Here is a 26,138-nt window from a genome sequence, read left to right on the forward strand (position 1 = left end):
TCCCCGCCGCCGGGTCTCCTGCGCGCCGCGCCGGGGCCTGTCCTGCAGGTAACCTTGAGCGGGTGCAGGCAACATCACCACTGGTCCGGACCGTCACGACGTGGCTCTCAGCGCTTATGCTCGCCGTCGCGGCGGCGACCGTCAGCATCTACCTCGTCAATACCCGCGTCTACGGGCCCGAGGCGAAGGTCGAGGAGTACCTCGACGCGCTGCGCGCCGGTGACGGCGGGCTCGCCCTCGGACTGCTCAACGCGGCGGTCCCCGAGGGGGCGGACGCGGCGCTGCTGGACGGCGAACCCCTGGCGCAGTCCGTCAGGGATCTGCAGGTGCAGGACATCTCCGCCGGAGGTGCGTCCGGTGACCAGGTGCCGGTGGCCGTGACCTACACGCTGGACGGCTCCGAGGGCAGGACCGAATTCCCCCTCCGCCGGGCCGGCACCAGCTGGCTGTTCTTCACCCGATGGGAGTTCGTCCCGTCCACCCTGCCCACGGTGCAGGTCAGCGCACCGAACCTCGCCGAGGCCGGCGTCAACGGCGCGCGGGTGGCCCTGCCGGAGGGCAACGGCACCTTCGCGGCGTTCTACCCCGGACGGGTGGGTGCCTCCTACGCCAGCAAGTACTTCGAAGCGCCGGAGGAGGCCGCCGTCGTCGAATCCTCCGATGCCTCCGCGCGCCTGCCCCTGAGCACCCGGGCGACGCCGGCCCTCGTGGAGGACGTGCAGGAACAGGTGCGGGCCTTCCTCGACGGCTGCACGGACGGACAAAGCCGCCTGGCCCCGCCGGGCTGCCCCTTCTACCACTTCACGAACAACCGGGTGGAGGAGCCCATCACCTGGGAGATCACCGAGTATCCGGAGGTGGAGATCTCCGCAGGCAACCAGGCCTGGGTGGTGGCGCCGCTGAACGGGCGCGCCAAGGTCACCGCCACCGAAACCGATCTGTTCACCGGGGCGAAGAAGCCGCTGGTGGCCGAGACGGACTTCAGCTTCGCCGCCCGCCTCTCGGTGGGCCAGGACTCCGCCGTCCTCACGCCGCTGGTCGACTAGGGCGGCCCCACCGGCCGCAAACAAGACAGGAGGCCCTCCCCGCCGGGGAGGGCCTCCTGTGCATCAGCTGCCGGTTCACCGGCCCCGCGGACTCAGTCCATGCCGCGCAGGTCCAGGGTCAGCTCGCTGGCCCCTCCGGCCTCGATGCTGACCGGGATGCCCCAGTCCTGCTGGTACAGGTGGCAGGCCGCGTGGTCGGGGATCTCGCCGCCGGGCTCCCCGTCGCAGGCCGCCGCCCGGGCGGTGATGTGCAGGACCCCCTCCGCCACCTCATCGGAGAGGACCAGCTCGCGGACCAGGCCGGTGGAGGTGCCCCCTCCCGAGATGAGCAGGGACTCCGGCGACGAGGAGATCTTCAGCTGCGTGGGATCGCCCCAGCGGTCATCCAGCTTCTGGCCCGTGGGGGCCTTGAAACGTACGGTCAGCGCCAGCGGGCCCGGCGCGACGGCGGTCTTCGGGCGCTGCGTCTGGCGCGCGCCTTCGTCCACCGACTGCGCCTCGCGCGGGATCGGCACCCGCACCAGCTGGTGCCGGTTGGCCTCGACCACGATCAGCAGGGGCTCCGCGGCCGCGGTGTCCAGCAGGACGCCGGAGGGCTCGGCCAGCCCCCGGGCCAGGGTGGAGACGGTGCCGGAGGCCGGGTCGTACCGCCGCACGGCGCCGTTGTAGGTGTCGGCGACGGCCACGGAGCCGTCAGGCAGGACGGCGGTGCCCAGCGGGTGCTGCAAACGCGCCTCGGCGGCGGGGCCGTCGCGGAAGCCGAAGTCGAACAGTCCGCTGCCGATGGCGGTGTCCACCTGGACGGTGCCGTCCGGCTGCGGGGTCAGCACCCGCAGGGCGGAGGTTTCGGAGTCGGCCACCCAGATCCGGCCTGCGGCGTCCTGCGCCAGCCCGGAGGACTGGGCGAACCAGGCCTCGGAGCCGGGACCGTCGAGCAGGCCCTCCAGTCCGGTGCCGGCCAGGACGGCGACGGCGCCGGTGAGCGGATCGAAGCTGAAGATCTGGTGGGTGCCGGCCATGGCCACCACCACGGTCTCGAGCGCCGTGGAGAACAGGGCGTCCCAAGGCGAGGACAGGCTGACGTTCAGCGGGTCCGGCCCCAGCTCCTGCCCGGCGTCCAGGAGCCGCTGCACGCCGTTGCCGGCAAGCGTGGTCACCGTGCCGTCGGCCAGCCGCACCCCGCGCAGCCGGTGGTTGACGGTGTCGGCGACGACGACGTCGTACCCGGCCTTCTCGGCGACGGCTGCGGGAAGCACAGCCAGGCCCTGGGGTTCGTTAAAGCGGGCGGTGGCGGCATCGCCGTCGCGCCAGCCCTTGGTGCCGTCGCCGATGACGCGGCGGACGGTGGCCAGGTCGGACTCCAGCTCCACGAGCCGGTGGTGGCCGGTGTCGGCGACCAGGAAGCTGCCTTCGGGCAGGGCAACGGCCTTGCCCGGGAAGCGCAGGTCTCCGGCGGTGGGCTCGGCCGGGACGTAGGGGCCGTCGCCGCGGTGCAGCGTGCCCTTCGCTTCATGCTCGGCGACCAGCTCGGCGACCAGCGAGTCCAGCCCGGCGGCGTGGCCCTCGCCGGACAGGTGGGCGACGATGTAGCCCTCCGGGTCCACGACCACGAGCGTGGGCCAGGCACGGGCGGTGTAGGCCTGCCAGGTGGCGAGTTCGGGGTCGTCCAGGACGGGGTGGTGGATCTCGTAGCGTTCGACGGCGGCGGCCAGCGCCTCCGGGTCCGCCTCGTGCTCGAACTTGGGCGAGTGGACGCCCACGGTCACCAGGACGTCGGAGTACTTCTCCTCGAGCGGGCGCAGCTCATCGAGCACGTGCAGGCAGTTGATGCAGCAGAAGGTCCAGAAGTCCAGCAGTACGACCTTGCCGCGCAGGTCCTCGAGCTGCAGCTGCGCTCCGCCGGTGTTGAGCCAGTTGCGGCCCACCAGTTCGGAGGCACGCACCCGGTATCCGGCGTGCACGGTTTCGGTCATGGACGATCTCCTCGGTTCTCGGTCCTGGCGTCACGTTCGGCCAGCTTGGCGAACATGTCGTTGTAAGCAGCCAGGTCCGCATCATTATTCCGTGCGGCCGCCCGATCACTGCGTTTTGTTTCGCGGGCGTCCTCCCGGGACCACTGCAGGGCCACCAGAATGGCGATGATCACCACGGGAACCTCGCCGACGCCCCACATGATGGCGCCGCCGGTCTGCTGGTCCTCAATGGCGCTGAACCCCCAGTCGTGGCCCATGGAGCCGAAGTAGGACGCCTGGATCAGGGTGGTCTGGCCCATGACGGCCACCCCGAAGAACGCGTGGAAGGCCATGGTGGCCAGCAGCACCACCAGGCGCATCGGATACGGCAGCCGTTTCGGCAGCGGGTCGATGCCGATCAGCGTCAGGACGAAGATGTAGCCGGTCAGCACGAAGTGGACCACCATCAGCTCGTGCCCCACATGCTCGCGCAGCGCGAAGCCGAAAAGATCCGAGTAATAGAAGATGATGATCGAGCCGGCGAAGTTGACGGCGGCGAAGATCGGGTTGGTGATGACCTTCGAGTACGTCGAATGCACGCAGATCAGGATCCACTCGCGCAGCCCCCGGGTCCCGTCGCCGCGCGGCGTGAGCGCCTTCAGCGCCAGGGTGACCGGAGCCCCCAGGACCAGGAACAGCGGCACCACCATGGTCATCGCCATGTGGCCGAGCATGTGCGTGCTGAACAGCACCGCGCCGTAGACGGCGGGAGCCCCGCTGGTTACATAGGTGAGGGCGGCCAGGCCGATCAGCCACAGGACGGTGCGGTGCAGCGGCCACTTGTCGCCGCGGCGGCGCAGCTTGAACACCCCGCGGAGATAGGCGACGGCCAGGGTGATCACGATGGCCACCCACAGCCAGTCGAACCGCCACTCGGTCAGGTAACGTTCCCCGGTCAGCTCCGGCGGCAGGTCGTAGCCGGTCAGGATGCGGGCGGGCGTTGCGTCCGGCGGCAGTTCCTCCGGCCGGGGCGTGGCCGTGCGGCCCAGGGCGACGGCGACGCCGGACACGGCGCCCATGATCAGCAGTTCAACGGTGATCAGCTGCCACAGGACCCGCCGGGCGCTCATACGGCCGAGCTGCGGGATGACCCATCGCCGGTGCATGAAGCCCAGCACGCCGAGCAGCAGGGTCAGGGCCGCCTTGACGGCGACCAGCATGCCCCAGCGGCTGCCGAGCTGCTCCAGGGTGGTGATGCGCAGCAGGGAGTTGATCACGCCGGAGGCGAGCACCAGGAAGAACGCGAATCCGGCCAGCGCGGAGTAGCGCCGCAGCACGGACTCGAGGAACCCGTCCAGCTGGCGGGAGATGAAGGCGAGCACGATGATGCCGCCGATCCAGAGGCAGACGCCCAGCAGGTGCAGGCCGATGGAGTTGACGGCGGCGCTGTGGTCGTCGCCGCCGGCGGAGTGGCCGGTCAAGGCGATGGGCAGCAGGGCGGCGAACGCCAGGACGGCGGTGAAGGCCAGTCCGCCCAGGGAACGGACGCCGAAGGTCAGAGTTGCGGTGACGGCGGCGAGGATGCTGACCGCAAGCCAGGCCCGGCCCACGGCGAAGTCGGTCAGGAACGAGGCCAGGCCGGAGGTGTACGCCGGGTCCGCGCTCAGCGGCAGGCCGGAGACATCGGAGTACGTGAAGACCAGCACGCCGAGGGCCGCGATGGTCCAGACGGCGGCGGCGCCGCCGGCCAGCGACAGGGCTCGGGTGAAGGCGGGGTGCTCGGGCTCGTCGGGGCGGGGCTTGTGCCCGCGGCCGGTGGCGCGGTCCTTGGGGAGGATGAACAGCGCGAAGACCAGGGCGCCGATCACGGCGGCCATGGCCACGTTGTTCAGGCCCTTCGCCACCGGCAGGGCCCACCGGGTCAGGGCCCCCGGGTCGGCGAGCTGCTGTGCGGCTGCGGCGCCGCTGAACAGCAGCGCGGCGGTCATCGCCAGCAGCAGGGCCGCGGCCGCCGCGGCAAGCCAGCCCGGCTTGAGTCCCGGCCCGGCGGATTCGGTCCCCGCGGCGGCGCCGTCGGGGCGCCGGGCAGTCTCGGTCTTGGCAGAGTTTGGCACGGTATCCATTCTCTACCCCCGGAACCAGGCGGGCCAATCGGGGGGCCGGAGACGGCGAAGGGGCCGGTGCAGATGCACCGGCCCCTGCCGTGGTGTTCTGAGAGAACTACTTCTTGGCGACGGCGGCCTTCAGCTTCGAGCCGGCGGTCAGCTTGACGCTGTGGCCGGCGGGGATCTGGATGGTTTCGCCGGTCTGCGGGTTGCGGCCGGTGCGGGCGGCACGGTCGGTGCGCTCGACGGCGAGCCAGCCCGGGATGGTGATCTTCTCGCCGTTGGCGACGGAGTTGGCGAAGATATCGAACACTGCGTCGAGGACGCCGTTCACTGCGGTCTGGCTGTTGCCGGACTTCTCAGCGACAGCGGCAACAAGTTCACTGCGGTTCATAGCCAATTTATGTCCTCCTGGACTCTTTGGTGTGCGGCGGTGCATGTGCGGTCCGCTTCTGCGGTTCCGCCTCTGTTGGAAACTTACCAGCTTGGCAGGACGCCGGACGCCAAATTCCGCTGATTTTCGGGGGTTTTTCCGGATTTCCGCGCGTTTGGGGCCCCGGATGCGCGGCGAACGGGTGAACCGGCCGGCAGGGCCGTTAACGCCGGAAGGACGGCGCCCCTTACGGGGTGCCGTCCTTCCGCAGCGGTCAGGCGTTGACTACCAGCTGGACTTCTTGATGCCGGGCAGTTCGCCGGCGTGCGCCATGTCGCGGAAGCGCACGCGGGAGATGCCGAACTTCTGGAGGGTGCCGCGGGGGCGCCCGTCGATCTGGTCGCGGTTGCGCAGGCGAACCGGGGAGGCGTTGCGGGGCAGCTTCTGCAGGCCCAGGCGGGCCTCTTCGCGGGCCTCGTCGGTCGCGTTCGGATCGACCAGGGTCTTCTTCAGCTCAGCGCGCTTGGCGGCGTAGCGCTCGACGACGAGCTTTCGCTGCTCGTTGCGGGCAATCTTGGACTTCTTTGCCATTTAGCGCTCCTCGCGGAATTCGACGTGCTGACGGATCTTCGGGTCGTACTTCTTCAGGACCAGACGATCCGGATCGTTGCGGCGGTTCTTGCGGGTCACGTAGGTGTACCCGGTGCCGGCGGTGGACTTCAGCTTGATGATCGGACGTACGTCCTTGTCCTTGGCCACTACAGCTTCACGCCCTTCGCAAGCAGTTCCGCGACGACCGCGTCAATGCCGCGCACGTCGATGGTCTTGATGCCGCGGGCCGAAACCTGCAGCGTCACGTTGCGCCGCAGGGACGGAACCCAGTAGCGCTTCTTCTGAATGTTCGGATCGAACCGGCGCTTGTTGCGGCGGTGCGAGTGCGAAATGCTGTGACCAAAGCCGGGAACGGCTCCGGTTACCTGGCAGTAAGCTGCCATGATCTCTCCTCCAGTAGTAGTAAATATGGCGGTCCCTCACGAAGAGCGTCCCGCCACCAGTTTTGACACCGTTATTACTGCGACTTTCCGGAGGTTGACCTGGCGGGGTGAGATCCAGCCGAAGTGCCTCGCCGCGGGGAAGACGGTGAAGTTCGGGCAGCCGCCGGGGAGCCCGACAACAGCCTTCAATTCTAGGTTCAAACGGACGCCCACGCAAATGACGCCCTGCCAAGCAGGGCGGTCCACGACGTGGGTTAACGCCCCACCATCATAGGGTGCCGGGCCGAATCATTCAAACCGGGCCTGCGGGCGGCCCGCCGGGCAGGGCCGCCCTGTGGGCCGCGGCACAGCAGGTCAGCTGCGCTCCACGTCGCCGTTGCGCGCGACGACGCCGATGCCGGTGTCGCCGCCGGCGCCGTCGATCACCGCGTCCGCGAGGACCTCGACGCCGGAGTCCACCACCAGGTTCCGCAGCCGGGCACCTGAGGGAACCATCACATTGTCCAGCAGGACGCAGGAGTCCACCTCCGCCCCGGCTTCAATCACGGTTCCGGGGCCGACCACGCTGCGGACGAGCGTGCCGTCCACCCGTGACCCGGGAGCCAGCAGGCTGGTGCGGACCTCGGCCTGCTCCCCCACGAAGCCGGGCAGCCGGCGGGGGCTGGCGCTGAGGATCGGCCAGCGGGGGTCGTCGAAGTTCAGGCCGCGGCCCTCCAACAGGTCCATGTGCGCTTCGTGGTAGCTGGCCGGGGTGCCCATGTCCCGCCAGTACCCCTCGAGCCGGTGCTCGGCCACGGTGCGGTGCTCCACCAGCCAGGGCACCAGCTGGTCGCCGTAGTCCTCCAGCTGCCCGTGTTCGGCAGCCAGCGCGTCCATGGTGTCCAGCAGCACGGCGGCGTCGTAGAGGAAGACCTCCGCCGCCACCAGGTCGCTCTTCGGCTCCCCGGGCTTGTACTCGAACCCGGTGACCCGCCCGTCCCGCACCTCGACCACCCCGTGCTGTGAGGGGTTGTTCCGGATCCGGTTGGTGACGACGGTCAGGTCCGCGCCGGCGTTCCGGTGGGTCTCGACGACGTCGCGGTAGTCCAGGGAATACAAGTGGTCCGCGCTGAGCACCAGCACCAGGTCGGGATCGAACTCGCGGATGTAGTCCGCCTGCCGGTGCAGGGCATCGGCATTGCCTTCGGCGAAGCCCTCCCCCTCCCCGCCCTGGAACGGCGGCAGCACGCGCAGCCCCCCGTTGGTGCGGTCCAGGTCCCAGGGCCGGCCGCTGACCAGCTGGTCGTTCAGGGACTTGGGCTGGTACTGCTCCACGATCCAGACATCGCCGAACCCGCTGTTGTGCAGGTTGGACAGGGCGATGTCGATGAGGCTGTAGGAGCCGGCGACCGGCATGGCCGGCTTGGCGCGGTGGTCCGTCAGGCTGCCGAGGCGGCCTCCGGAGCCGCCGGCGAGGATGATGCTCAGTATCCGTGGGGTGCGCATGGGTGCGTTTCCTCTCGGGGTCGGCGTTTGATGGTCGACGGCGGCGGAGCCTGCCGGGGCCTAGGCGTCCGGCCGGGACATGAAGGTGTTGCCCGGGTCCAGGCGCCGCAGGATCCTGCTCCCGACCCGTTCCAGGTCCGCGATGTCCTTCGCGTCCAGGCCGTCGAACACGGCGGTCCGGACGGCTTCGACGTGGCCGGGGGCCAGTTCCCGGATCGCGTCGAACCCTTCGTCCGTCAGCTCGGCGGTGGTGACCCGTGCGTCGTCGGGCGAGGGTGCGCGGTGCATCCAGCCCCGGCCCTCGAGCTTCTTGACCACGTGCGAGAGCCGGGACAGGGAGGCGTTGGAGCGGGCGGCCAGCTCGCTCATGGGCAGCTTGCGTTCCGGGGTTTCGGAGACCATGGCCATGACGTGGTAGTCGAACAGCGTGATCCGGGCCCGGCGGAAGAGGTCGGCGTCGAGCCGGCCAGGGAGCCACTGAGTGACCCCGTAGAGGGCGAGCCACGCCCTGCGTTCCTCGGGGGCCAGCCAGCGCGGGGCCTCCTGGCTGCCGGGCTGCCCGGATGCGTCATCCATGGTCCAATTCTTCCACAGCTGGTTGAGGCTTCAACGGTTGGCCGGGGATTCGGCGGATCCCTCCGCACGCTGTGCGTCAACCAGGTCGAAGGGCAGCTCGTCCACGTCGAGCAGCGGATTCCGGTCCTGGCCGGCCACCAGTTCGCGGGCCTCCTCCTCGGTCGCCACACTGGGCATGGACCCGGGCATCGGGCGCCGGGCCGATTCCTTCATGACGCCGATCGCGATGGCGCCGATGGCCGAGGTGAGCATCAGGTAGTACGCGGGCATCATGTCGTCGCCGGTGGCGGCGATCAGGCCCTGCATGATCAGCGGGGCGGTGCCGCCGAAGATGGCGACCGCGAAGTTGTAGGCGATGCCCATGGCGCCGTAGCGGCTGGCGGTCGGGAACAGGGCCGGCAGGGCCGAGGCGAGGTTGGCGACGTAGAAGGTCACCGGCACGGCCAGCAGGGCCAGGCCGAGCAGCGTGGACCAGACCGGGCCGCGGTCGATGAGCAGGAAGGCGGGCACGGCCAGCACGATGGTGGAACCGGCGCCCATCCACAGCACCGGCCGGCGGCCGATCCGGTCGGAGAGCCGGCCGGTGAGCGGAATGCACAGGGCCATGGCCACCAGCACCGGGATGGTCAGCAGGGTGCCGTGCAGCGGGTCGTAGCCCTTGGCCTCGGTGAGGTAGGAGGGCATGTACGAGGTCAGTGCGTAGCCGACGGTGTTGGCGGCGGCCACCAGCACCATGGCCAGCACGATGCCCCGCCAGTAGGTGCGGAAGATGCCGAAGGTTCCCTGCGCGACGGCGTCCCGGTCCTTACCGGCTGCGGTGGCGGCGCTTTCCTCCTGCGCGTCCAGGGTGGCCTGGAAGGCCGGGGATTCCTCGATCTTCAGGCGGAAGTAGATGGCGACGGCGCCCAGCGGCCCGGCGATGAGGAACGGAATGCGCCAGCCCCACTCGAGCATGGTTTCCTCGCTGAGCGTCAGCTGCAGCGCGGACACCACGCCGGCGCCCAGGGCGAAGCCCATGTAGCTGCCCAGGTCCAGGATGCTGGCCAGGAAGCCCCGGCGCTTGTCCGGGGCGTATTCCGAGACGAAGGTGGTGGCGCCGGCGTACTCGCCGCCGGTGGAGAAGCCCTGCAGCAGCTTCATCAGCACCAGCAGCACCGGCGCGGCGACGCCGCTCTGCGCGTAGCCGGGCAGCAGGCCGATGGCGAAGGTGGATGCGGCCATCATGATCAGCGTCGCGGCCAGGGTCTTCTGCCGGCCGATCCGGTCCCCGATGCGCCCGAAGACGACACCGCCCAGCGGCCGGGCGATGAAGGTGGCCGCGAAGACGCCGAGGCTGAACAGCAGCTGGGCCTGCGGATCGGCGTCGGACAGGAACACGGCGCCCATGGTGACGGCCAGGTAGCCGTAGACGCCGATGTCGAACCATTCCATGGTGTTGCCCACGACGGTGCCGCCGACGGCCTTTTTCATCATGGCGTGGTCGACGACGTTGACGTCTTCGACTTCGAGCCGGCGCCGTCGGAGCGGAAGGCGGCGCTGCCTCGCGGCTGCGGCTGCGGGCGGATTGCTGGGCGGCTCGGCGGGCATTTGGTTCCCCCTCATGCGTGTGCGGGCAGTGCTTAACCCCGGCAATTCACCGGATAAGCACTTGATTCTAGGGAATCATCAGCACACTGACGAAATCGGGGGCCGGTTCAGGGGTGCCGCCCGGCTCGGGGCGGCCCCTGATCCGGCGGGCTCAGCCGACCGGCTGCAGTGAGCACAGCTCGGGGTATTTCGGGCTCATGCCGTCGCCGGAGGAGACGCCCCGCAGCCGGCGCCCGATCCAGGGCCCGAAGTATTCCCTGGCCCAGCGGGCGTCGTGCCGCAGCTGGTCGAGCCGGCCGCGGGCCGCCTGCGTTTCAAGTTCGGGAACGTCGATCGTGTCGGCGCTGCGCAGCACCTCCAGGACCTTCTTGGCCACGAGGATGTGCCCGGCTGCGGACATATGCAGCCGGTCAACGTCCCAGTAGCGCTCGTCCTGCAGCTGCCGCATCCGCCAGTAGTCGACCAGCTCGGCTCCCTGCTCCTCGGCCATTTCACGCACCAGCTCGTTGTAGATCGCGGTGCGGCCGCGGGTGGCGCCGATCAGCGGGGCGGAGCCGGAGTCGAAGCCGGTGAAGACCAGCACCGCCGCGCCGGAGGCACGCAGCCTGGCCACGCCCTCGCCGTAGGCGGCCACCAGGGAATCGATGTCCACCTTGGGGCGGAGGATGTCGTTCCCTCCGGCGTAGATGGTGACCAGGGTCGGCTCCATCGCCAGGGCCGGCTCGATCTGCTCCGCCAGGACCTGGTGCAGCTTGCGGCCGCGGATCGCCAGGTTCGCGTATCCCCAGCCCCGGTCGGCAGCGGAGAGCTGCTCGGCGACCCGGTCCGCCCAGCCGCGTACCCCGTTGGGCCGGGAGTCGTCCCAGTCCCCCACTCCCTCGGTGAACGAATCTCCCAATGCCACGTATCGATGCGTAAATCTCACCTAGTCAGGGTACTTCCACTTGGGGGCCCGTCCCGTTTCCGCGGGCCGCGTGCGTCTAGACTCGAACCACCGCGACGGCGCGCCCGGCCTGCCGGGCGCGACTGCCCCACGACCGAAAAAGGACTCCATGGCACCCTCAGCTCCGGCCGGACGACGCGCCGCCGTCGTCGTCAATCCCAGCAAGCGGACCGACGTGGACATCCGGGCTCTGACCGCGCAGGTCTTCCGCGAGGAGGGCTGGGAGGAGCCGCTGTGGTTCGAGACCACGGTGGAGGACCCCGGACACGGCCAGGCGCGCCGGGCACTCGAGGAGCAGGTGGACCTCGTCATCGCCGCCGGCGGTGACGGCACGGTGCGCTGCGTGGCCGCGGAGCTCGCCGGAACGGACACCCCGATGGGGCTGCTGCCGCTGGGCACCGGGAATCTGCTGGCCCGCAACCTCGACATCGGCGTCGACGACCCGGCGCAGGCGGTGCGTGCCGCGCTGACCGGCACCGAGCGGCGCATCGACGTCGTGCATGTGACCGTGGACGAGGCCGTGGACAGCGACATCTTCCTGGTCATGGCGGGCCTGGGCTACGACGCCGGCATGATGGCCGACACCCGCGACGAGCTCAAGGACCGCATTGGCTGGCTGGCCTACGTCGACGCCGGCATCCGCAACCTGCCCGGCAAGCCGGTGCGGACCACCATTTCGATCGACGGCGGCAAGCCGATCCAGCGCCGGCTGCGCAGCGTCATGGGCGGCAACTGCGGAAAGATCACCGGCGGGCTGGAGATCTTCCCGGGCGCCCGGATCGACGACGGGCTGCTGGACATCCTGACCCTGGCACCCAAGGGCCGGCTCGGCTGGATCGGGGTGGTGGCCGGGCTGCTGCGCAGGGGCAGGGGCAAGGGCACGGCCGTGGAGTACTTCCAGTGCAAGCGGGCCGAGGTGTGGGCGGACTCGCCGCTGGAGTTCGAGATGGACGGGGACCATCTCGGCGACGCCACGCACATCCTGTTCGAGATGGATCCCAACGCCCTGCGCATCCGGATGCCCTACGGGAAGAAGGACCCGGCGGTCCTGACCAACCCGGAGCCCTGAGCCCGGCTTCCGGCCGGTCAGGCGGCCAGCCAGGCCATGGGGTCCACGTAGTCGCCGTTGCGGAGCACCTCGAAGTGCAGGTGCGGGCCGGTGGAGTTGCCGGTGGAGCCGACCGCGCCGATGTGCTGGTTGAAGTCCACCCACTGGCCCTCGCTGACGTCGATGGCGCTGAGGTGGTTGTAGGTGCTGGTGAAGCCGTCGCCGTGGTCGATGACGATCCTCAGTCCGCCGCCGCCCTCGTAGTGCCAGTGCGCGTAGACGACCGTTCCGGCGCGGGCGGCCTTGACCGGGGTTCCGGTCACAGCGCTGAAGTCGGTTCCGGTGTGGAACTCCGAGCCGAAGATGTTGCGCCAGCCGAAGTTGGACGTGATCTCCATGGAGTCCAGCGGCACGTTGGGCCGGGGAGCGCCGTCTTCGGGGGCGGGTTCCGGTGCAGGCTCCGCGGTCGGGGCCTCGAGCGGCTGCGTGGACCCGGTGCCTCCGCCGTCCCCGCCTGCGTCCCCGCTGCCGGTGCCTTCGCCTGCGGTGCCGTCGGAGGGTTCGCCGCCGTCGTCGGCCTGGTCGAGGTCCTCGACCGATACGGCCCGCATCAGCGGAAGCGGCGGCTGGGCGGCTGAGGCGGTGCCGGCCACGGCGGTCCCGAGGGCGACGGCGGCGGACCCGCCGAGGATCACCAGGCGCCGGGTGCCCTCGCCCAGGCGCCGCTGCAGCCCGGCGGGCAGCCCGCCCCCGCGAGAGCCCGCGGCCCAGCGCAGGGCACGACGGCGGGCGCGGCGGCCGCGCTGCTGCACCTGTTCGGCCGCGGCGCGGGAGGTTTCACGGACGGCGTCCGCCTCCGATTCGATAGCCGAGCCAACGGTGTGGAGGGCGTCCAGGGAGGATGAAGGGGAAAAGAAAAAAGTGTGGTTCCTGGTCAAAGCATCATTCCAGTGTGAGGCGCGGTCGGGATCGGTTGGCCTCAGGGGTGCGAATGGCGGCGGGCTCCCGCCCGCGGCACCGATTCCATTCTCCGGGTTGTCAACCCCTCACCGGAAGGTTTTTGTGAGCAACTCCCCAGCCGGGCGCGGCTGGGTGCAGGGAGGCCGCTCACAGCCTCCCTCCGCGGAGGTTCGGGCTACCCCTCGGCCCGGCCCTCCCGCCAGTAGCCCATGAAGGCCACCTGCTTGCGGTCGATGCCGGCGTCCCGGACCAGGTAGCGGCGCAGGCCGCGGACGACGGCGGCTTCACCGGCGATCCAGGCGTAGAACGGCAGCGCGCCGGCCGGGGCGTGCGGGTTGGCGCTGGACTTCAGCACCTCCGGGTCCAGCCGCTGGGGGGTTTCCCACAGGATGGTCTGGTCCACGTCGACCTCTTCGGGTTCCTGCCCGGTGCGGGGCAGCGGCAGGGCCCCGCCGGGAAGGGCGACGGCGGTGCGCACCGCCCCTTCGAGCAGGGTGCCGTGGGGGCGTCCCTCCCGCGGCAGCCAGCGGACGCCCACGCCGGAGGCGGTGCGGACCGGCTGGATGTCCGCGGGATCCGGCACTTCCAGAAGGGCGTAGCCCGTGACGTCTGCGGGCAGCTGCTCCAGGATGGCGGTGATGGCCGGGACCGCGGTCTCGTCGCCCGCGAGCAGCACGTGGCGGGCCAGGCCCGGGCGCCATTCGATGCCGCCGTAGGCCTCGGCGGTGACGCAGTTCGCGACGTTGGGCCCGATGATGGCCACCCGGTCCCCCGGCTGCGCCTCGGCAGCCCAGCTGGACGCCGGACCGCCCACGCCGTCGGCGTCGAAGTGCAGCACGAAGTCGACGTCGATCTCCGGTTCCGGCCCGGAGCAGCGGGCCGCGCGCACGGTGTAGGTGCGCATGGCGCCGCGGACCGAGGGGTCCAGCTGCAGCCAGTCCTGGTACCAGCGCGGGTCGGAGCAGTCGAAGTCCGGCAGCGGGAGGATGCGGCCGTCCGGGGTGCGGGAGGGCAGCACGATCTTGATCCGCAGGTCGTCGGTGCGGCCCTGCACCCCGAACTCGGCGAGGCAGGATCCGGCGAAGGTGATCCGCTGGAAGTTCGCCCCGATGCGGCTCACGCGGCGCACTTCGACGTCGAAGCACATGATGGCGCCGGCGGCGCGGGTTCGGCGCGCGGCGGGGGCGCGGTCGGCTGGGCTCATGAGGCGGCCTCCAGATTGTTCGGTGCCGGCTCGCGGCGAAGACGGTCGTCGGGGTTGGGCAGGTAGCCGCGTCCTTGCGGCCTCCTGCGGGAATGGTGGCGGCCCACGGGAACCACCAGCGGAGTTCCGGAGACCGGGTCGGAGATGACTTCGCAGTCCAGCCGGAACACGTCACGGACCAGGTCTGCGGTGATGACCTGGTCCGGAGCCCCCTGCGCGGCGATGGCGCCGGACTTCATGGCGACCAGGTGGTCGGCGTAGCGGGCGGCGAGGTTCAGGTCGTGCAGCACGATCGCCACGGTGGTGCCGCGTTCCCGGTTCAGGTCGCTGACCAGGTCCAGCACCTCCACCTGGTGCGTCACGTCCAGGAAGGTCGTGGGCTCGTCCAGCAGCAGGATGCCGGTCTCCTGGGCCAGTGCCATGGCGATCCACACCCGCTGCCGCTGACCCCCGGAGAGCTCGTCGACACTGCGTCCGGCCAGTTCCGCGGTGCCGGTGGCTTCCAGCGCCGCGGCGACGGCCTGCTCGTCACGGGCGGACCACTGCTTGAAGAAGCCCTGGTGCGGGTACCGGCCGCGGCCGACCAGGTCCGCCACGGTGATGCCTTCGGGGGCGGTGGGCGACTGCGGCAGCAGCCCCAGCTTCCGCGCCACCTCCCGGCCGGGCAGCGAGTGGATGTCCTGCCCGTCCAGGGTCACGGCTCCCCCGGCGGGCTTCAGCAGCCGGGCCATGCCGCGCAGCAGCGTGGACTTTCCGCAGGCGTTGGCCCCCACGATGATGGTGATCTTCCCGGCGGGCAGCTGGACGTCCAGCCCGTCGACCACCACCCGGTCCTCGTAGGAGAGCACCAGCTTCTCGGCTTCCAGCAGGTTGGGCATCGCTAGCCTCTTCCCGATTTGTTGGTTCGCATGAGCAGCCACAGCAGGAACGGGGCACCCAGGGCGCCCGTGATCACGCCCACCGGCAGGCTGGTGGCCGGCAGCAGGTTTGCGGCGGTGAACTCGGCGGCGAGCACGATCAGCGCGCCGGTCAGCGCCGCGGCGGGCAGGCTGGCCGCTCCGCCGCGCAGCCGGGCCGCGATCGGCCCGGACAGGAAGGCGACGAACACCACCGGCCCTGCGGCGGCGGTGGCGACGGCGGCCAACGCGACGGCGGTCATCACGAGTCCCAGCCGCACCGGTTCGACGGGCACGCCGAGCCCGGCGGCGGTGTCGTTGCCCAGCTCCAGGGCGCGCAGCCGTCCGGACAGGGCCGCGGCGGCGGGAACCAGCACGGCCAGCGCCAGGACCAGCAGCCCGGCGCGCTCCCAGGTGGCGGCGTTCAGGGAGCCGCTGAGCCAGACCAGCGCCTCGGAGGCGGTGCGCACGTCGGTGCGCGTGAGCAGGAAACTGACCACGGCCTGCAGCACGGCGGCGAACCCCACGCCGATCAGGATCAGCCGGTAGCCGCCGGCGCCGCCGCGGCGGGAGAGCAGGTAGATGGCCAGCGCCACCGCCAGCGCTCCGAGCAGGGCGGCAAGGGAGACCGTGCTGCCGGAAGCGCCGAAGAACACCAGCGCCGCCACTGCGGCGGCACTCGCTCCGTAGCTGATGCCGATGATGTCGGGGCTGGCCAGCGGGTTGCGCAGCAGGGTCTGGAACAGCGTGCCGGAGATGCCGAACGCCGCGCCGACCATGAGGCCGGTCACCGCCCGGGGCAGCTTGCCCTCCATCACGATGTAGGTGGCGCCGGGAATCTGCTCGCCGCCGAGGATGCGCAGGAAGTCCGGGATCGTGACGGTGTAGCTGCCAAGCAGGATGTTGACGAAGAAGGCCGCCGTGACGGCCGCGGCCAGCACCGCGGCGACCCGCACGTGCCGGGTGCGGCCGGTGCGGCGGGCGGCCCGGACCTGCTGGAGGGCGGCGTCGGGGGCGTGTGTCAGGACCGGGGCGCTCACAGGGCCGCCAGCTTCCGGCGCCGGATCAGCCAGATGAACACGGGCGCACCCAGCACGGCCGTCATGATGCCGACCGGGATTTCGCCCGGGGGCAGCACCAGCCGCCCGACGACGTCGGCCACCAGCAGCAGCGCAGGTGCCAGGAGCGCCGAAAACGGCAGGATCCACCGGTAGTCCGGCCCGGTGAGCCCGCGCACGGCGTGCGGCACCACCAGGCCCAGGAAGGCGATCGGTCCCGCGGCGGCGGTGGCTGCGCCGCAGAGGAACACGATGCCGAGGGCGGTGATGCCGCGGGTCAGGCCCACCCGCTGGCCCAGGGCGCGGGCGACGTCGTCACCGAGCGAGAGGCCGTTGAGGACCCGGCCGGCGCCGAGCACCAGCAGCGCCCCGACGGCAAGGAAGGGCGCCACCGGGGCCAGGATGTCCCAGCCTCGGCCGGAGACCGAGCCGACCTGCCAGAACCGGAAGGTGTCCAGTGTCTGCTGGCTGCCCACGAGCACGGCGGAGAGCAGCGAGGTCAGCCCGGCGGAGAGCGCGGCTCCGGCCAGGGCCAGCTTCACGGGGGTGGCGCCTTCCCGGCCCAGGGAGGCCACGGCGTAGACGACGGCTGCGGCGGCCGCGGTGCCCGCGAGGGCGAACCAGACGTAGCCGGTGAGGCTGGTGACGCCGAAGACGTAGATGGCGGTGACGACGGCGAACGCGGCGCCGGCGTTCAGGCCCAGGATGCCGGGATCGGCCAGCGGATTGCGGGTCACGCCCTGCAGGGCGGCCCCGGCCAGGCCGAGCGCCGCCCCGACCAGCAGCCCGGTCACGGTGCGCGGCACCCGGGAGAGGACGACGGCGTGGTCGCCGTTGGCGGGATCGAAGGCGGTGAGGGCCTCGAGCACCGTCGGGAAGGACACCTGCCGGGCGCCGAAGGCGACGGAGGCCAGGGCCGCGAGCAGCAGGAGCACTGCCGCGGCTGCCAGGCCCGCCGCACGGCGGCCCCGAACCGCGGAGGCGGGGGGCCGGTGGGCGTGCATCGGGCGGGCGGCGGCAACGTCCGCAGCGGACATGCTCATGCTGGACCCTCCCTCCCCGCGTATGGCTAAAGTAAGGCTAACCTACGCAGGCGGGAGTTACGAAAGACTTCAGTTGCGTAAATAACACCTAGCGGTCGGCGCCGTGGCCGGGCGCGACCTCCTCGCCGGGACGGACCGGGCCGGGGGCCGTGCCGTCTCCGAAGGGCCGCCCGCCGAGCGCCTCCCGGCCGTGCGGGGTGAGCCAGCCGGACAGCTCCGGGCCCTTGGGCACGATGCCGGTGGGATTAATGTCCTCGTGGACGATGTAGTAGTGCGCCTTGATCTGCTCGAAGTCCACGGTGTCGCCGAAGCCCGGAGTCTGGAACAGGTCCCGCGCGTAGCCCCACAGGGCAGGCATTTCGCTGAGCTTGTTGCGGTTGCACTTGAAGTGGCCGTGGTAGACGGCATCGAAGCGCACCAGCGTGGTGAAGAGCCGGACGTCGGCCTCGGTGATGCTGTCCCCGATGAGGTAGCGCTGCCTGGACAGCCGCTCCTCCAGCCAGTCCATGGCCGTCCAGAGCCGGTCGTAGGCGGCGTCGTACGCCTCCTGGGAACCGGCGAAGCCGCAGCGGTAGACGCCGTTGTTGATCTCCGTGAAGATGCGCCTGTTGACCTGCTCCATTTCCTCCATGTGCTCGGCCGGCAGCAGGTCCGGGGCGCCCTCGCGGTGGAAGTCCTTCCACTCGGTGGAGAAGTCCAGGGTGATCTGCGGGAAGTTGTTCGTCACCACGGCACCGCTGGGCACGTCGACGACGGCGGGCACGGTGATGCCGCGGGTGTAGCCGGGTACGCGCTTGAAGAAGGCCTCCTGCAGCCGTTCGATGCCGAGCACCGGGTCCCTGCCGTCCGGATCCAGGTCGAAGGTCCAGCTGCGGGCATCGTGGGTGGGGCCGGGGGTGCCCAGCGAGATGGCGTCCTCCAGGCCCAGCAGCCGGCGGACGATGATGGTCCGGTTGGCCCACGGGCAGGCGCGGGCGGCGATCAGCCGGTAGCGGCCGGCCTCCACCGGATAGCCGTCCCGGCCGTCGCGGGTGATCCGGGTTTCGATGTAGTTCGTGTCGCGGGTGTACTCGGTTCCACCGGTGACGTAGGAGCCGCGCGTGCTGTGGGGGTCCGCCTGGACGCTCTCGTTGGCCATGCCCCCAGCCTAAGCCCCGCGCGTTCGCCGTCTCCCGTGCCGCCGGTACGAACCGGTATCGTTTCGTGGATACCGCCGCCGGATCTGAAAGGACGTGCGCAGATGCGTATCGCCGTCATTGGTGCCACCGGGAACATGGGCACGGCCCTGCTGCGCCGCCTGGCAAAGGCCCGCCCGGAGTCCGGCGAACCGCTGGAGATCGTCGGCGTCGCCCGCCGTCTTCCGGATGCGTCCCGGCCGCCCTATGACGGCGTGCAGTGGCACAGCATCGACATCACCGCCCCCGACGCCGTCGCGCAGCTTTCCGAGGTGCTCGCCGGCGTCGACTCCGTGGTGCACCTGGCCTGGGCCATCCAGCCCAACCGGGACGAAGACCTGCTGCACCGCATCAACGTGGACGGCACGGCCAACGTGCTCGACGCCGCCGGGGCGGCCTTGGTGCGCCAGGTGGTCTGCGCGTCCTCCGTGGGCGCCTATTCCCCCGCACCCAAGGACCGGCTGACCTCAGAGGACTGGCCGGCCCGCGGCATCGAGAGCTCGCACTACAGCCGGCACAAGGGTGAGCAGGAGGCCCTGCTGGACCGGTTCGAACGGCAGTATCCCGAGATTCCGGTGGCCCGGCTGCGGCCGGGGCTGATCTTCTCCACGGAGGCGGGAACGGAGATCGGCAACTACTTCCTGGGCCCGCTGATCCCCAAGGCGTTCCTCAACCGGCTGAGCCTGCCCCTGATTCCCCTGCCGTCCAGCTTCAGCTTCCAGGTGGTGCACGCGGACGACATCGCCGACGCCTACTGGCGGGTGATCGAACAGCGCGCCGAGGGCCCGTTCAACATCGCGGCCGACCCGGTGGTGACGCCCGAGCTGCTGGCCGGGGTCCTGGGCGCGCGCCGCATCCTGAACGTGCCGGCCAAGCTGATCCGCGCCGTCGTCGGCGCCACCTGGGCGATGGGCCTCCAGCGGACCGACCCGGGCTGGGTGGACATGGCCGCCGGTGCTCCGGTCATGGACACCACGCGGGCCCGGGAGGTGCTGGGCTGGACGCCGACGGTGTCCAGCCTGCAGGCCCTGCAGTACGTACTGGACGGCATGGCCTCCGGCGAGGGCGTCCGCGGCTCGGACCTGATGGCGCCGCGGCGGAAGTAGCCGCAGGGCCGGGTGTATCGGATACGGCTAGGGCGCGGCCGGCTGGCGGTAGGCGGCGAGCCGCTGCTCGACGTCCTCCTCCAGCAGGATGGCGTTCAGCGCCACGGCCATGCGGTACGCGTCCCCGGCGGCGGTCACCACCTGCCGGGCCGGGTCGGCGGCGTTTCCCGCAGCCCAGACCCGGGAGACGCTGGTGCCGCCCAGGCTGTTGGTGTGGATGGTGCCGTCTTCGTTCAGCGCACAGCCCAGGTCCTCCACGAGGGCGGATGAGGCGTCGGCGCCGGGCTCGCAGAACACGGCCTCGCACGGCACCTCCCGCCCGTCCTCGAGCACCACGGCCGCCAGCGCATCGTTGGGTGCCTTAAGGGCGGATGCCGCGCCGCTGACGACGGCGACCCCCATCGCCTTCAGCTTCTCCAGCGCCTCGGCGTCGGGTTCCAGGCCGGGCTGGACAATCAGCGTGACGTCATCGGAGAGGGTGCGCACCAGCAGCGCCTGCTGGATGGAGCTTTCGGCGGTGCCGAGGACCGCCAGCGGCCGGTCCGCCGATTCCCAGCCATGGCAGTACGGGCACTGCAGCAAATCCCGGCCCCAGCGCTCGGCGGCGCCGGCCAGATCGGGAATCACGTCACGCAGCCCGGTGGCCAGCACCAGGTGCCGGAACGCCAGCCGGCGTCCGTCCCCCAGCCGCACCTCGCCGGGCCCCGCGGCGGGGACCTGCGCGGAGGCCACGGTGCCGTGCACCAGCTGCACGCCGTACCCCTGGACTTCGCGGCGGACCTCGGCGATGAGGTCCCGGGGCGGCATACCCTCCCGCCCCGGGTAGCCGTGCACATGGCCGGCAGCTGAGTTGCGCGGCGAGCCGGCGTCCACCACGGCGACCCGCCGGCGGCCGCGGCCCAGGACAAGGGCGGTGGTGAGGCCTGCGATGCCGCCTCCGGCCACCACTACGTCATAGCTGTCGACTCCGGTTTCCTTCATCTGCCCATTCTTGCAGACCGGACCCGATCATCAGCACCCTTACAGTGGCCTAGAATCCACACCATGAGTGAGAAGAGGGCCGAAGCGCCCAGCAAACTGAAACAGGGCATCACCGGGAAGATGCTCTATTTGTTTATTCTCGGCGATGTCCTGGGAGCCGGCATCTATGCGTTGGTCGGAGAGGTGTCGGGCGCCGTGGGCGGCGCCATCTGGGCACCGCTGGTCCTGGCCCTGGCCATGGCGCTGTTGACCGCATCCTCCTACGCCGAACTGATCACCAAGTATCCGAAGGCCGGTGGGGCGGCGGTGTTTGCCGAGCGGGCCTTCAAGCTGCCGATCGTGTCCTTCATGGTCGGCTTCGCCATGCTGGCGGCGGGCGTGACCAGCGCTGCAGGCCTCTCCCTCGCCTTCTCCGGAGACTATCTCGCCGTGTTCCTGGACGTGCCGGCGGTACCTGCGGCCATTGTGTTCCTGCTCCTGGTGGCGCTGCTGAACGCCCGGGGCATCAAGGAGTCGGTCCGCAGCAACGTGGTGATGACGGTGATCGAGCTTTCCGGCCTGGTCCTGGTGATCGTGCTCGTGGCCCTCATGGTCGGCCGGGGCGACGGTTACCCGGAGCAGGTGCTGCAGTTCCGCGAGGACGTCAGCCCCGCCTCCGGAATCCTGGCCGCGTCGGTGATCGCGTTCTACTCGTTCGTGGGCTTTGAGGTTTCCGCCAACGTCGCCGAGGAGGTCCGCGACGTGCGGCGCGTGTATCCGCGGGCCCTGTTCGGCGCCATGCTGACCGCCGGCGTCGTGTACCTGCTGATCGGCCTGGCGGCCGCCGTCGCACTTCCCACCGACGAGCTTGCAGGCTCCTCGGGTCCGCTGCTGGCGGTGGTGCAGGCCACCGGCTTCGGCGTGCCGGCGGAACTGTTCAGCCTGGTGGCCCTGGTGGCGGTGGCCAACGGCGCCCTGCTGACCATGATCATGTCCAGCCGGCTGGCCTACGGAATGGCGGAGCAGGGCCTGCTGCCCAGCGTCTTCGGCAAGGTGCTGCCCAACCGGCGCACCCCGTGGGTAGCGATTGCCGCCACGACTGCGGTGGCCATCATCCTGACCCTGACCGGGGGCCTGGCGGCACTGGCCGAGACCGTGGTGCTGCTGCTGGTGATCGTTTTCCTCAGCACCAACGTGGCGGTGCTGGTGCTGAAGAAGGACAAGGTGGACCATTCCCACTTCCGCACCCCGGTGGTGCTTCCGCTGCTGGCCATCGCCACCTGCATCGTGCTGCTGATCCAGCAGGACGCCGGGATCTGGCTCCGCGCAGGCATCCTGCTTGCCGTGGGCGCCGTGCTCTACGTCATCCGCCGGTCGGTCAAAGGCCCGGGAGCGGGCGTCCGCCCCACCGTTGCTGCCGACTGAACCCGGCCGCCCGGACAGGGAAGAGGCCCCCGCCGCATCGGCGGGGGCCTCTTCCATGCGCTGCCGGGGTGCGGCTACTCGTGCAGGTCGTCGTCGTAGTCCTTGCCGGCGTGCTGCTGGCGCAGCTTCCGGCCCTGCTCGATGTCCTTCTCCTCCTGCTCCTGGCGCTTGTCGATCTGGCGCGTGTCCCGCGGGGGCAGCTGCACCGACTCCTCGGCCTGGATGCCGGCCTGCAGCTCCCGTCCGCGCTCCATCTCGGCGTCGAACTCGGCGCCGAAAAGCAGCGAGAGGTTGGCCAGCCAGAGCCACAGCAGGAGCACGATCACGCCGCCGATGGTCCCGTACGTGGCGTTGTAGTTGCCGAAGTTGGCGACGTAGAAACCGAAGCCCGCGGTCACGATGGCCAGGACGACCAGGGCAATGAACCCACCCATGCTCATCCAGCGGAACTTGGGCTGCTTCACGTTGGGGGTGGCGTAGTAAAGGATCGCGATGATCACGATCGCGAAGAGCACCATCACCGGCCACTTGGCGATGTTCCAGATCATGACGGCTTGACTGCCGAGGCCGATCACGTCGCCCACGGCTTCGGCGATCGGGCCGCTGATCACCAGCATCAGCAGCAGCGCCGCTGCGAGCAGGATCATCACCAGGGTGACGAGCAGCAGCATCGGGCGCAGCTTCCAGATCGGCCGGCCTTCCTCGACCTCGTAGATCCGGTTCATGGCCCGGCCGAAGGCGCCCACGTAGCCGGACGCGGACCACAGGGCGCCGGCAATACCAACCAACAGGGCGAGCCCGGCCCCCTGCGAGCTGGTGAGCTGGGTAATCGGGCCTTCAAGCAGGCCGACGGCGTCTTCGGGAGCGACCTGCCGAACGTAGTCCAGCAGAGTGTTGGTGGTGCTTTCGGCCTGGCCGACGAGTCCGAGGATGGAGACCATCGCCAGCAGGGCGGGGAACAGGGACAGGACCATGTAGTACGTCAGCGCCGCCGCGAGGTCGGTGCACTGGTCCTTGGAAAACTCGCGGATGGTCTTGCGGAAGATGTACTTCCAGCTGGGCTTGGTGACCTCGGTGGGATCGTCCGGTTTGCGGGCGTCCTCGGGGTCCGGTGCCGACCCGGGTGTGCCGGTCTCCTGTTGCGCCATGGCGGCCTCCCTGATCTGTCTGGCAGTTCACTGCAACGTCTTCATAAGTGAACTTAGCATCATAGACGCCGCTCGACGCCGTCGGACGGCAGCCGGCGTCAGGCGCGGGCGTAGTAGTCCTGCAGCGCCTTCTCCTGATCCGGGGTGAGCGCCCCGTCCGGCTGCAGCTCCGGGGAGTCCTTGATCGCCTGCTTGGAGAAGGCGACGTAGATGTTGTCCTGCCCGTCCCGGCGCGCGCCGGCCAGCGGCACGAAGTACTGCCTCGACTCGAACAGGCCCAGCGCGACGGTGATGAACACCGGCCGCCCGGTGTCGCGGTCCAGGTGCACTTCGCTGACCAGGCCGAGCCGCTCGCCGTCGTTCGCCCACACGTTGGCGCCCTGGATCTGATGGATCTCGTACTGGTCGGTCATGGCCGGTCCCCTCGCCTCTGGTTGCTGGCTCCTGCATGAAGTTCCCCGTTCCGGTCGGAAACAGGGTGACTCCATCCAGCCCCAGCGCGCTCCCCGTGTCAACGCGGCGCGGCGGTGCGGGCGGGATCAGGGGCGGCCGGGGGCCGGATCAGGCACCGCGGGCGCCGTCGGCGGACGGCAGCGGCTCGTCCTGGCTGCGGTCCTCATAGGCGTGCTCTCCCGGGCCGGAGAAGGCCCGGCGCCGGTTCACCGCTTCGAGCGAGCCGGTGAACATCTGCGAGGCGCCGGTCTCCTCGGCGGGCACCTGGCCGCCCCGCCGGGGCTGCGGCTCGGCCCGCACCTGTTCCCAGCGCTGGCGCGGCAGCGCGTAGGCGTGGTGCTGCTGCAGGTAGGTGACCATGGTTTCGCGGACCAGGCAGCGCAGGTCGAAGAGCGTGCCGCTGTCGGCGGCGCTGACCAGGATGCGGACCCGCACCAGGCCGGCCACCGCGTCCGTGATCTGCAGGACGCCGGTGCGTCCGTCCCAGAGCTCCGTGCCTTCCAGCGTCTCCGTGAGCTTGGCCCGCAGGTCGGCGGCGGGAACCCGCCAGTCGACGTCGAGCTCCACCGTGCCCAGGATCGCGGACTGGCGGCGGGTCCAGTTCTCGAACGGCGTGGTGGTGAAGTAGGTGGAGGGCAGGATCAGCCTGCGGTCGTCCCAGATGTGCACCACCACGTAGGTCATGGTGATTTCCTCGATGGTGCCCCACTGCCCCTCCACCACGACGACGTCGTCCACCCGGATCGAGTCGGTGAAGGCGATCTGGATTCCGGCGAACACATTGCCCAGCGTGCTCTGCACCGCGAGGCCGGCCACGATGGAGACCACACCCGCCGAGGCAAGGATGCCGGCTCCAAGCGCGCGGACTTCGGGAATGGTCAGCAGCACCACGGCCACCGCCATCACCGCCACCAGCGCGACGGCGATCCGGCGCCCGAGCGTGACCTGGGTCTTCAACCGCCGCAGCCGGCGGTTGTCCTTGGTGTCGGTGCTGTATTTGGTGAGGATCACCGCTTCGATGATCAGCAGCAGCACGATCGCCAGCCAGGCCAGGGACGCGATGAGGGCAAGGACCAGCACGTAGTCCACCGGGCCGAACCAGGGCTGCCCTGAGGCCGTGGCGTTCAGGGCGATCCGGGTGCCGATCAGCGCGAGCGCAAGGCGAAGGGGGTTGCGGCCCAGAGTGGTGATCTGGCGGATGCCCGGCACCTTCGAGAACAGGCGGGTGACTCCGGTGCGCACCAGCCGGGCCGCCAGCAGGGCGGCGCCGATGGCCAGCGCGACGGCGATGACGGGTTCGAAGCCGGACAGGGAGGAGACCAGTTCATCCATGGGTTTTATGCTGTCAGGCCGGGCGGGGGGCTTGTCCAATCGGCGGCCAGTGGAAGCCGCCGACAGGACAGGCCCGCCCAGCCCGGAACCTACCCGGCGTTGCCGGCGGCCTCCGCCAGGAGCGGGACGAAGTTTTCCAGCGCGTAGGGAATGCTCAGGACGCTGGCGGCGGAGATGGACAGGGTCAGCGTGTTGTCCGAGTCGGCCAGCAGCGCACCGGAGCGGACCGCCGGAATCTGGTTCAGCAGCGGATCGGCGGCGATCGCGTCCTTGGTCGCGGCGTCGGGCACCCAGGTGACGAAGACGTCGGATTCCAGCTCGTTGGCGCGCTCGGCCGACCAGGTGATGTAGAAGGCCTCCGAGGTGGTGTTCTCCTCCACCACGGGCGCTTGGGTCATGCCCAGCTCGGTGAGGAACCGGGGCCGGTTGTCGCCGGCGGTGTAGACGTAGATCGACTCCGCGGCGGCGGGGTCCAGGTTCCCGTAGATGAAGGTCTTGCCCTCCAGTTCGGGGTGCTCGGCAGCGGCGTCGGTAATGGCCTGTTCGGTCTCGGCCACCAGCTCCTCGGCTTGGGCACTGCGGCCCAGGGCCTCGCCGATCATGGTCGTGGATTCCTGCCACGCGGTGCCGAAGGCAGCCTCCGGGTAGGCGACGACGGGGGCGATGGCCGACAGCCGGTCGTAGTCCTCCTGGTCCAGGCCTGAGTAGGCCGCCAGGATCACATCGGGGCTGGTTGCGGCGATCTCGTCGAAGGCGATGCCGTCGGTCTCTGAGTACTGCACGGGCGCGTTCTCGCTGCCGATCTCGGCGTCCAGCCCGGCGAGCGCATCGTCGATCCAGGGGGTGGTGCCGTTGTCATTTCCGCCGTAGTCGATGACGGGCATGCCCACGGGCACGACGCCGAGCGCAAGGGCGGTGTCGGCGTTGACCCAGGAGACGGTGGCAACCCGTTCGGGAGCCTCTTCGATGACGGTCTCGCCGAAGGCATGCTCGATGGTGACCGGGAATTCATCCTCGGCGCCGGCTGCGTTGCCGGACGGGGACTGGCCGCCGGAGGAACCGGTGGAGCAGGCGGACAGCGAGAGGACGGCGATGCAGGCGGCGGCCGCAGCGCGGCGCATCCGGGACAGGGCCATGGGGGCTCCTTGGACGACGTAACGGTGGTTTACGAAGTAAGGCTAACCTACGTTCAACCCAATTACGCAACATGAATATGGCCTAATCCCGGGCCTTCCGTGAATCCGGCACCGGCTGCTGCGGCGCCCCGT

25 protein-coding genes are annotated in these 26,138 nt (G+C 70.3%); 4 read left to right on the forward strand and 21 right to left on the reverse strand.

Features of this window, described 5'->3' with window-relative positions:
* The first annotated feature begins 62 nt into the window (after positions 1 to 62).
* Complete coding sequence (locus tag AC5RUW_RS00535) at positions 63 to 1,046, forward strand: hypothetical protein (RefSeq protein ID WP_494158880.1); 984 nt, start codon at positions 63 to 65, stop codon at positions 1,044 to 1,046.
* Positions 1,047 to 1,138: 92 nt separating this feature from the next.
* Here the strand turns inward: AC5RUW_RS00535 and AC5RUW_RS00540 are convergent, their stop codons facing one another.
* The 10 genes from AC5RUW_RS00540 to AC5RUW_RS00585 all read right to left on the reverse strand — a co-directional run bounded on the left by AC5RUW_RS00540 (position 1,139) and on the right by AC5RUW_RS00585 (position 11,044).
* Positions 1,139 to 3,019 carry an NHL domain-containing thioredoxin family protein gene (locus AC5RUW_RS00540; protein ID WP_494158881.1) on the reverse strand — a complete coding sequence of 627 codons (1,881 nt, stop codon included), beginning with the start codon at positions 3,017 to 3,019 and terminating at the stop codon, positions 1,139 to 1,141.
* On the reverse strand, positions 3,016 to 5,121 hold the full coding sequence (locus tag AC5RUW_RS00545) for a bifunctional copper resistance protein CopD/cytochrome c oxidase assembly protein (RefSeq protein ID WP_494158882.1): 2,106 nt from the start codon (positions 5,119 to 5,121) through the stop codon (positions 3,016 to 3,018). The genes AC5RUW_RS00540 and AC5RUW_RS00545 overlap by 4 nt, the downstream gene beginning before the upstream one ends.
* A 97-nt stretch (positions 5,122 to 5,218) precedes the next feature.
* Positions 5,219 to 5,503, reverse strand: coding sequence for an HU family DNA-binding protein (locus AC5RUW_RS00550; RefSeq protein ID WP_494005885.1), 285 nt, complete (start codon positions 5,501 to 5,503; stop codon positions 5,219 to 5,221).
* A gap of 258 nt (positions 5,504 to 5,761) precedes the next feature.
* On the reverse strand, positions 5,762 to 6,067 hold the full coding sequence (gene rpsN, locus AC5RUW_RS00555; RefSeq protein ID WP_494005886.1) for a 30S ribosomal protein S14: 306 nt from the start codon (positions 6,065 to 6,067) through the stop codon (positions 5,762 to 5,764).
* Positions 6,068 to 6,235, reverse strand: coding sequence for a 50S ribosomal protein L33 (gene rpmG / locus AC5RUW_RS00560; protein WP_003798558.1), 168 nt, complete (start codon positions 6,233 to 6,235; stop codon positions 6,068 to 6,070). It abuts the gene before it with no gap.
* Positions 6,235 to 6,471: a 50S ribosomal protein L28 gene (gene rpmB, locus AC5RUW_RS00565; RefSeq protein WP_494005887.1), complete on the reverse strand. Its 237-nt coding sequence runs from the start codon at positions 6,469 to 6,471 to the stop codon at positions 6,235 to 6,237. Before rpmB ends, rpmG begins: the two co-directional genes overlap by 1 nt.
* Before the next feature lie 354 nt (positions 6,472 to 6,825).
* Positions 6,826 to 7,956 carry a glucose-1-phosphate adenylyltransferase family protein gene (locus tag AC5RUW_RS00570; protein ID WP_494158883.1) on the reverse strand — a complete coding sequence of 377 codons (1,131 nt, stop codon included), beginning with the start codon at positions 7,954 to 7,956 and terminating at the stop codon, positions 6,826 to 6,828.
* A gap of 60 nt (positions 7,957 to 8,016) precedes the next feature.
* A complete protein-coding gene (locus tag AC5RUW_RS00575; RefSeq protein ID WP_494158884.1) occupies positions 8,017 to 8,532 on the reverse strand; it encodes a MarR family winged helix-turn-helix transcriptional regulator in 516 nt (171 codons plus the stop codon).
* Positions 8,533 to 8,562: 30 nt separating this feature from the next.
* Positions 8,563 to 10,119: an MFS transporter gene (locus tag AC5RUW_RS00580; RefSeq protein WP_494158885.1), complete on the reverse strand. Its 1,557-nt coding sequence runs from the start codon at positions 10,117 to 10,119 to the stop codon at positions 8,563 to 8,565.
* 151 nt (positions 10,120 to 10,270) lie between these two features.
* On the reverse strand, positions 10,271 to 11,044 hold the full coding sequence (locus AC5RUW_RS00585) for an SGNH/GDSL hydrolase family protein (RefSeq protein ID WP_494158886.1): 774 nt from the start codon (positions 11,042 to 11,044) through the stop codon (positions 10,271 to 10,273).
* 127 nt (positions 11,045 to 11,171) lie between these two features.
* Between AC5RUW_RS00585 and AC5RUW_RS00590 the strand changes: the two genes are divergently transcribed.
* Positions 11,172 to 12,131, forward strand: coding sequence for a diacylglycerol/lipid kinase family protein (locus AC5RUW_RS00590; RefSeq protein WP_494005892.1), 960 nt, complete (start codon positions 11,172 to 11,174; stop codon positions 12,129 to 12,131).
* A 17-nt stretch (positions 12,132 to 12,148) separates the two neighbouring features.
* On the opposite strand, the gene AC5RUW_RS00595 is transcribed toward AC5RUW_RS00590, so the two are convergent.
* From AC5RUW_RS00595 to AC5RUW_RS00620, 6 genes are all read right to left on the reverse strand, one after another.
* Complete coding sequence (locus AC5RUW_RS00595) at positions 12,149 to 13,048, reverse strand: M23 family metallopeptidase (RefSeq protein ID WP_494158887.1); 900 nt, start codon at positions 13,046 to 13,048, stop codon at positions 12,149 to 12,151.
* Between the two features lie 197 nt (positions 13,049 to 13,245).
* Positions 13,246 to 14,274: a siderophore-interacting protein gene (locus AC5RUW_RS00600; RefSeq protein WP_494158888.1), complete on the reverse strand. Its 1,029-nt coding sequence runs from the start codon at positions 14,272 to 14,274 to the stop codon at positions 13,246 to 13,248.
* Positions 14,271 to 15,152, reverse strand: a complete 882-nt coding sequence (locus AC5RUW_RS00605; RefSeq protein ID WP_494158889.1) for an ABC transporter ATP-binding protein — start codon at positions 15,150 to 15,152, stop codon at positions 14,271 to 14,273. Before AC5RUW_RS00605 ends, AC5RUW_RS00600 begins: the two co-directional genes overlap by 4 nt.
* Before the next feature lie 2 nt (positions 15,153 to 15,154).
* The gene (locus AC5RUW_RS00610; protein WP_494159537.1) at positions 15,155 to 16,126 is read right to left on the reverse strand and encodes a FecCD family ABC transporter permease; all 972 of its coding nucleotides are present in this window, start codon (positions 16,124 to 16,126) and stop codon (positions 15,155 to 15,157) included.
* A gap of 80 nt (positions 16,127 to 16,206) precedes the next feature.
* Entirely contained in the window at positions 16,207 to 17,232 is a 1,026-nt protein-coding gene (locus tag AC5RUW_RS00615; RefSeq protein WP_494159538.1) for a FecCD family ABC transporter permease, read from the reverse strand.
* Positions 17,233 to 17,359: 127 nt separating this feature from the next.
* Positions 17,360 to 18,409: a glutathione S-transferase family protein gene (locus AC5RUW_RS00620; protein WP_494158890.1), complete on the reverse strand. Its 1,050-nt coding sequence runs from the start codon at positions 18,407 to 18,409 to the stop codon at positions 17,360 to 17,362.
* Positions 18,410 to 18,511: 102 nt separating this feature from the next.
* Between AC5RUW_RS00620 and AC5RUW_RS00625 the strand changes: the two genes are divergently transcribed.
* Complete coding sequence (locus AC5RUW_RS00625) at positions 18,512 to 19,552, forward strand: NAD-dependent epimerase/dehydratase family protein (RefSeq protein ID WP_494158891.1); 1,041 nt, start codon at positions 18,512 to 18,514, stop codon at positions 19,550 to 19,552.
* A gap of 27 nt (positions 19,553 to 19,579) precedes the next feature.
* On the opposite strand, the gene AC5RUW_RS00630 is transcribed toward AC5RUW_RS00625, so the two are convergent.
* Positions 19,580 to 20,533, reverse strand: a complete 954-nt coding sequence (locus AC5RUW_RS00630) for an NAD(P)/FAD-dependent oxidoreductase (protein ID WP_494158892.1) — start codon at positions 20,531 to 20,533, stop codon at positions 19,580 to 19,582.
* Between the two features lie 63 nt (positions 20,534 to 20,596).
* Here AC5RUW_RS00630 and AC5RUW_RS00635 point away from each other — a divergent pair, with 63 nt between their 5' ends.
* Complete coding sequence (locus AC5RUW_RS00635; RefSeq protein ID WP_494158893.1) at positions 20,597 to 21,937, forward strand: APC family permease; 1,341 nt, start codon at positions 20,597 to 20,599, stop codon at positions 21,935 to 21,937.
* Between the two features lie 74 nt (positions 21,938 to 22,011).
* On the opposite strand, the gene AC5RUW_RS00640 is transcribed toward AC5RUW_RS00635, so the two are convergent.
* From AC5RUW_RS00640 to AC5RUW_RS00655, 4 genes are all read right to left on the reverse strand, one after another.
* Positions 22,012 to 23,085 carry a YihY/virulence factor BrkB family protein gene (locus tag AC5RUW_RS00640; RefSeq protein WP_494158894.1) on the reverse strand — a complete coding sequence of 358 codons (1,074 nt, stop codon included), beginning with the start codon at positions 23,083 to 23,085 and terminating at the stop codon, positions 22,012 to 22,014.
* A gap of 98 nt (positions 23,086 to 23,183) precedes the next feature.
* Entirely contained in the window at positions 23,184 to 23,498 is a 315-nt protein-coding gene (locus tag AC5RUW_RS00645; RefSeq protein WP_494158895.1) for a PRC-barrel domain-containing protein, read from the reverse strand.
* 148 nt (positions 23,499 to 23,646) lie between these two features.
* The gene (locus AC5RUW_RS00650) at positions 23,647 to 24,870 is read right to left on the reverse strand and encodes a mechanosensitive ion channel family protein (protein ID WP_494158896.1); all 1,224 of its coding nucleotides are present in this window, start codon (positions 24,868 to 24,870) and stop codon (positions 23,647 to 23,649) included.
* Between the two features lie 89 nt (positions 24,871 to 24,959).
* Positions 24,960 to 26,006 (reverse strand): iron-siderophore ABC transporter substrate-binding protein, encoded by a 1,047-nt coding sequence (locus AC5RUW_RS00655; protein ID WP_494158897.1) that lies wholly within the window; start codon positions 26,004 to 26,006, stop codon positions 24,960 to 24,962.
* Between the last annotated feature and the right edge of the window lie 132 nt (positions 26,007 to 26,138).

The sequence above is a fragment of the Arthrobacter sp. Y3222053 genome (assembly GCF_059092805.1).

What these genes read in the sequence shown, in the direction of transcription:
- AC5RUW_RS00540 (WP_494158881.1), bottom strand. Translation starts at nt 3,019, where the DNA reads ATGACCGAAACCGTGCACGCCGGATACCGGGTGCGTGCCTCCGAACTG.
- AC5RUW_RS00545 (WP_494158882.1), bottom strand. Translation starts at nt 5,121, where the DNA reads ATGGATACCGTGCCAAACTCTGCCAAGACCGAGACTGCCCGGCGCCCC.
- rpsN (WP_494005886.1), bottom strand. Translation starts at nt 6,067, where the DNA reads ATGGCAAAGAAGTCCAAGATTGCCCGCAACGAGCAGCGAAAGCTCGTC.
- rpmB (WP_494005887.1), bottom strand. Translation starts at nt 6,471, where the DNA reads ATGGCAGCTTACTGCCAGGTAACCGGAGCCGTTCCCGGCTTTGGTCAC.
- AC5RUW_RS00570 (WP_494158883.1), bottom strand. Translation starts at nt 7,956, where the DNA reads ATGCGCACCCCACGGATACTGAGCATCATCCTCGCCGGCGGCTCCGGA.
- AC5RUW_RS00575 (WP_494158884.1), bottom strand. Translation starts at nt 8,532, where the DNA reads ATGGATGACGCATCCGGGCAGCCCGGCAGCCAGGAGGCCCCGCGCTGG.
- AC5RUW_RS00580 (WP_494158885.1), bottom strand. Translation starts at nt 10,119, where the DNA reads ATGCCCGCCGAGCCGCCCAGCAATCCGCCCGCAGCCGCAGCCGCGAGG.
- AC5RUW_RS00590 (WP_494005892.1), top strand. Translation starts at nt 11,172, where the DNA reads ATGGCACCCTCAGCTCCGGCCGGACGACGCGCCGCCGTCGTCGTCAAT.
- AC5RUW_RS00600 (WP_494158888.1), bottom strand. Translation starts at nt 14,274, where the DNA reads ATGAGCCCAGCCGACCGCGCCCCCGCCGCGCGCCGAACCCGCGCCGCC.
- AC5RUW_RS00605 (WP_494158889.1), bottom strand. Translation starts at nt 15,152, where the DNA reads ATGCCCAACCTGCTGGAAGCCGAGAAGCTGGTGCTCTCCTACGAGGAC.
- AC5RUW_RS00615 (WP_494159538.1), bottom strand. Translation starts at nt 17,232, where the DNA reads ATGCACGCCCACCGGCCCCCCGCCTCCGCGGTTCGGGGCCGCCGTGCG.
- AC5RUW_RS00620 (WP_494158890.1), bottom strand. Translation starts at nt 18,409, where the DNA reads ATGGCCAACGAGAGCGTCCAGGCGGACCCCCACAGCACGCGCGGCTCC.
- AC5RUW_RS00625 (WP_494158891.1), top strand. Translation starts at nt 18,512, where the DNA reads ATGCGTATCGCCGTCATTGGTGCCACCGGGAACATGGGCACGGCCCTG.
- AC5RUW_RS00630 (WP_494158892.1), bottom strand. Translation starts at nt 20,533, where the DNA reads ATGAAGGAAACCGGAGTCGACAGCTATGACGTAGTGGTGGCCGGAGGC.
- AC5RUW_RS00635 (WP_494158893.1), top strand. Translation starts at nt 20,597, where the DNA reads ATGAGTGAGAAGAGGGCCGAAGCGCCCAGCAAACTGAAACAGGGCATC.
- AC5RUW_RS00640 (WP_494158894.1), bottom strand. Translation starts at nt 23,085, where the DNA reads ATGGCGCAACAGGAGACCGGCACACCCGGGTCGGCACCGGACCCCGAG.
- AC5RUW_RS00645 (WP_494158895.1), bottom strand. Translation starts at nt 23,498, where the DNA reads ATGACCGACCAGTACGAGATCCATCAGATCCAGGGCGCCAACGTGTGG.
- AC5RUW_RS00650 (WP_494158896.1), bottom strand. Translation starts at nt 24,870, where the DNA reads ATGGATGAACTGGTCTCCTCCCTGTCCGGCTTCGAACCCGTCATCGCC.
- AC5RUW_RS00655 (WP_494158897.1), bottom strand. Translation starts at nt 26,006, where the DNA reads ATGGCCCTGTCCCGGATGCGCCGCGCTGCGGCCGCCGCCTGCATCGCC.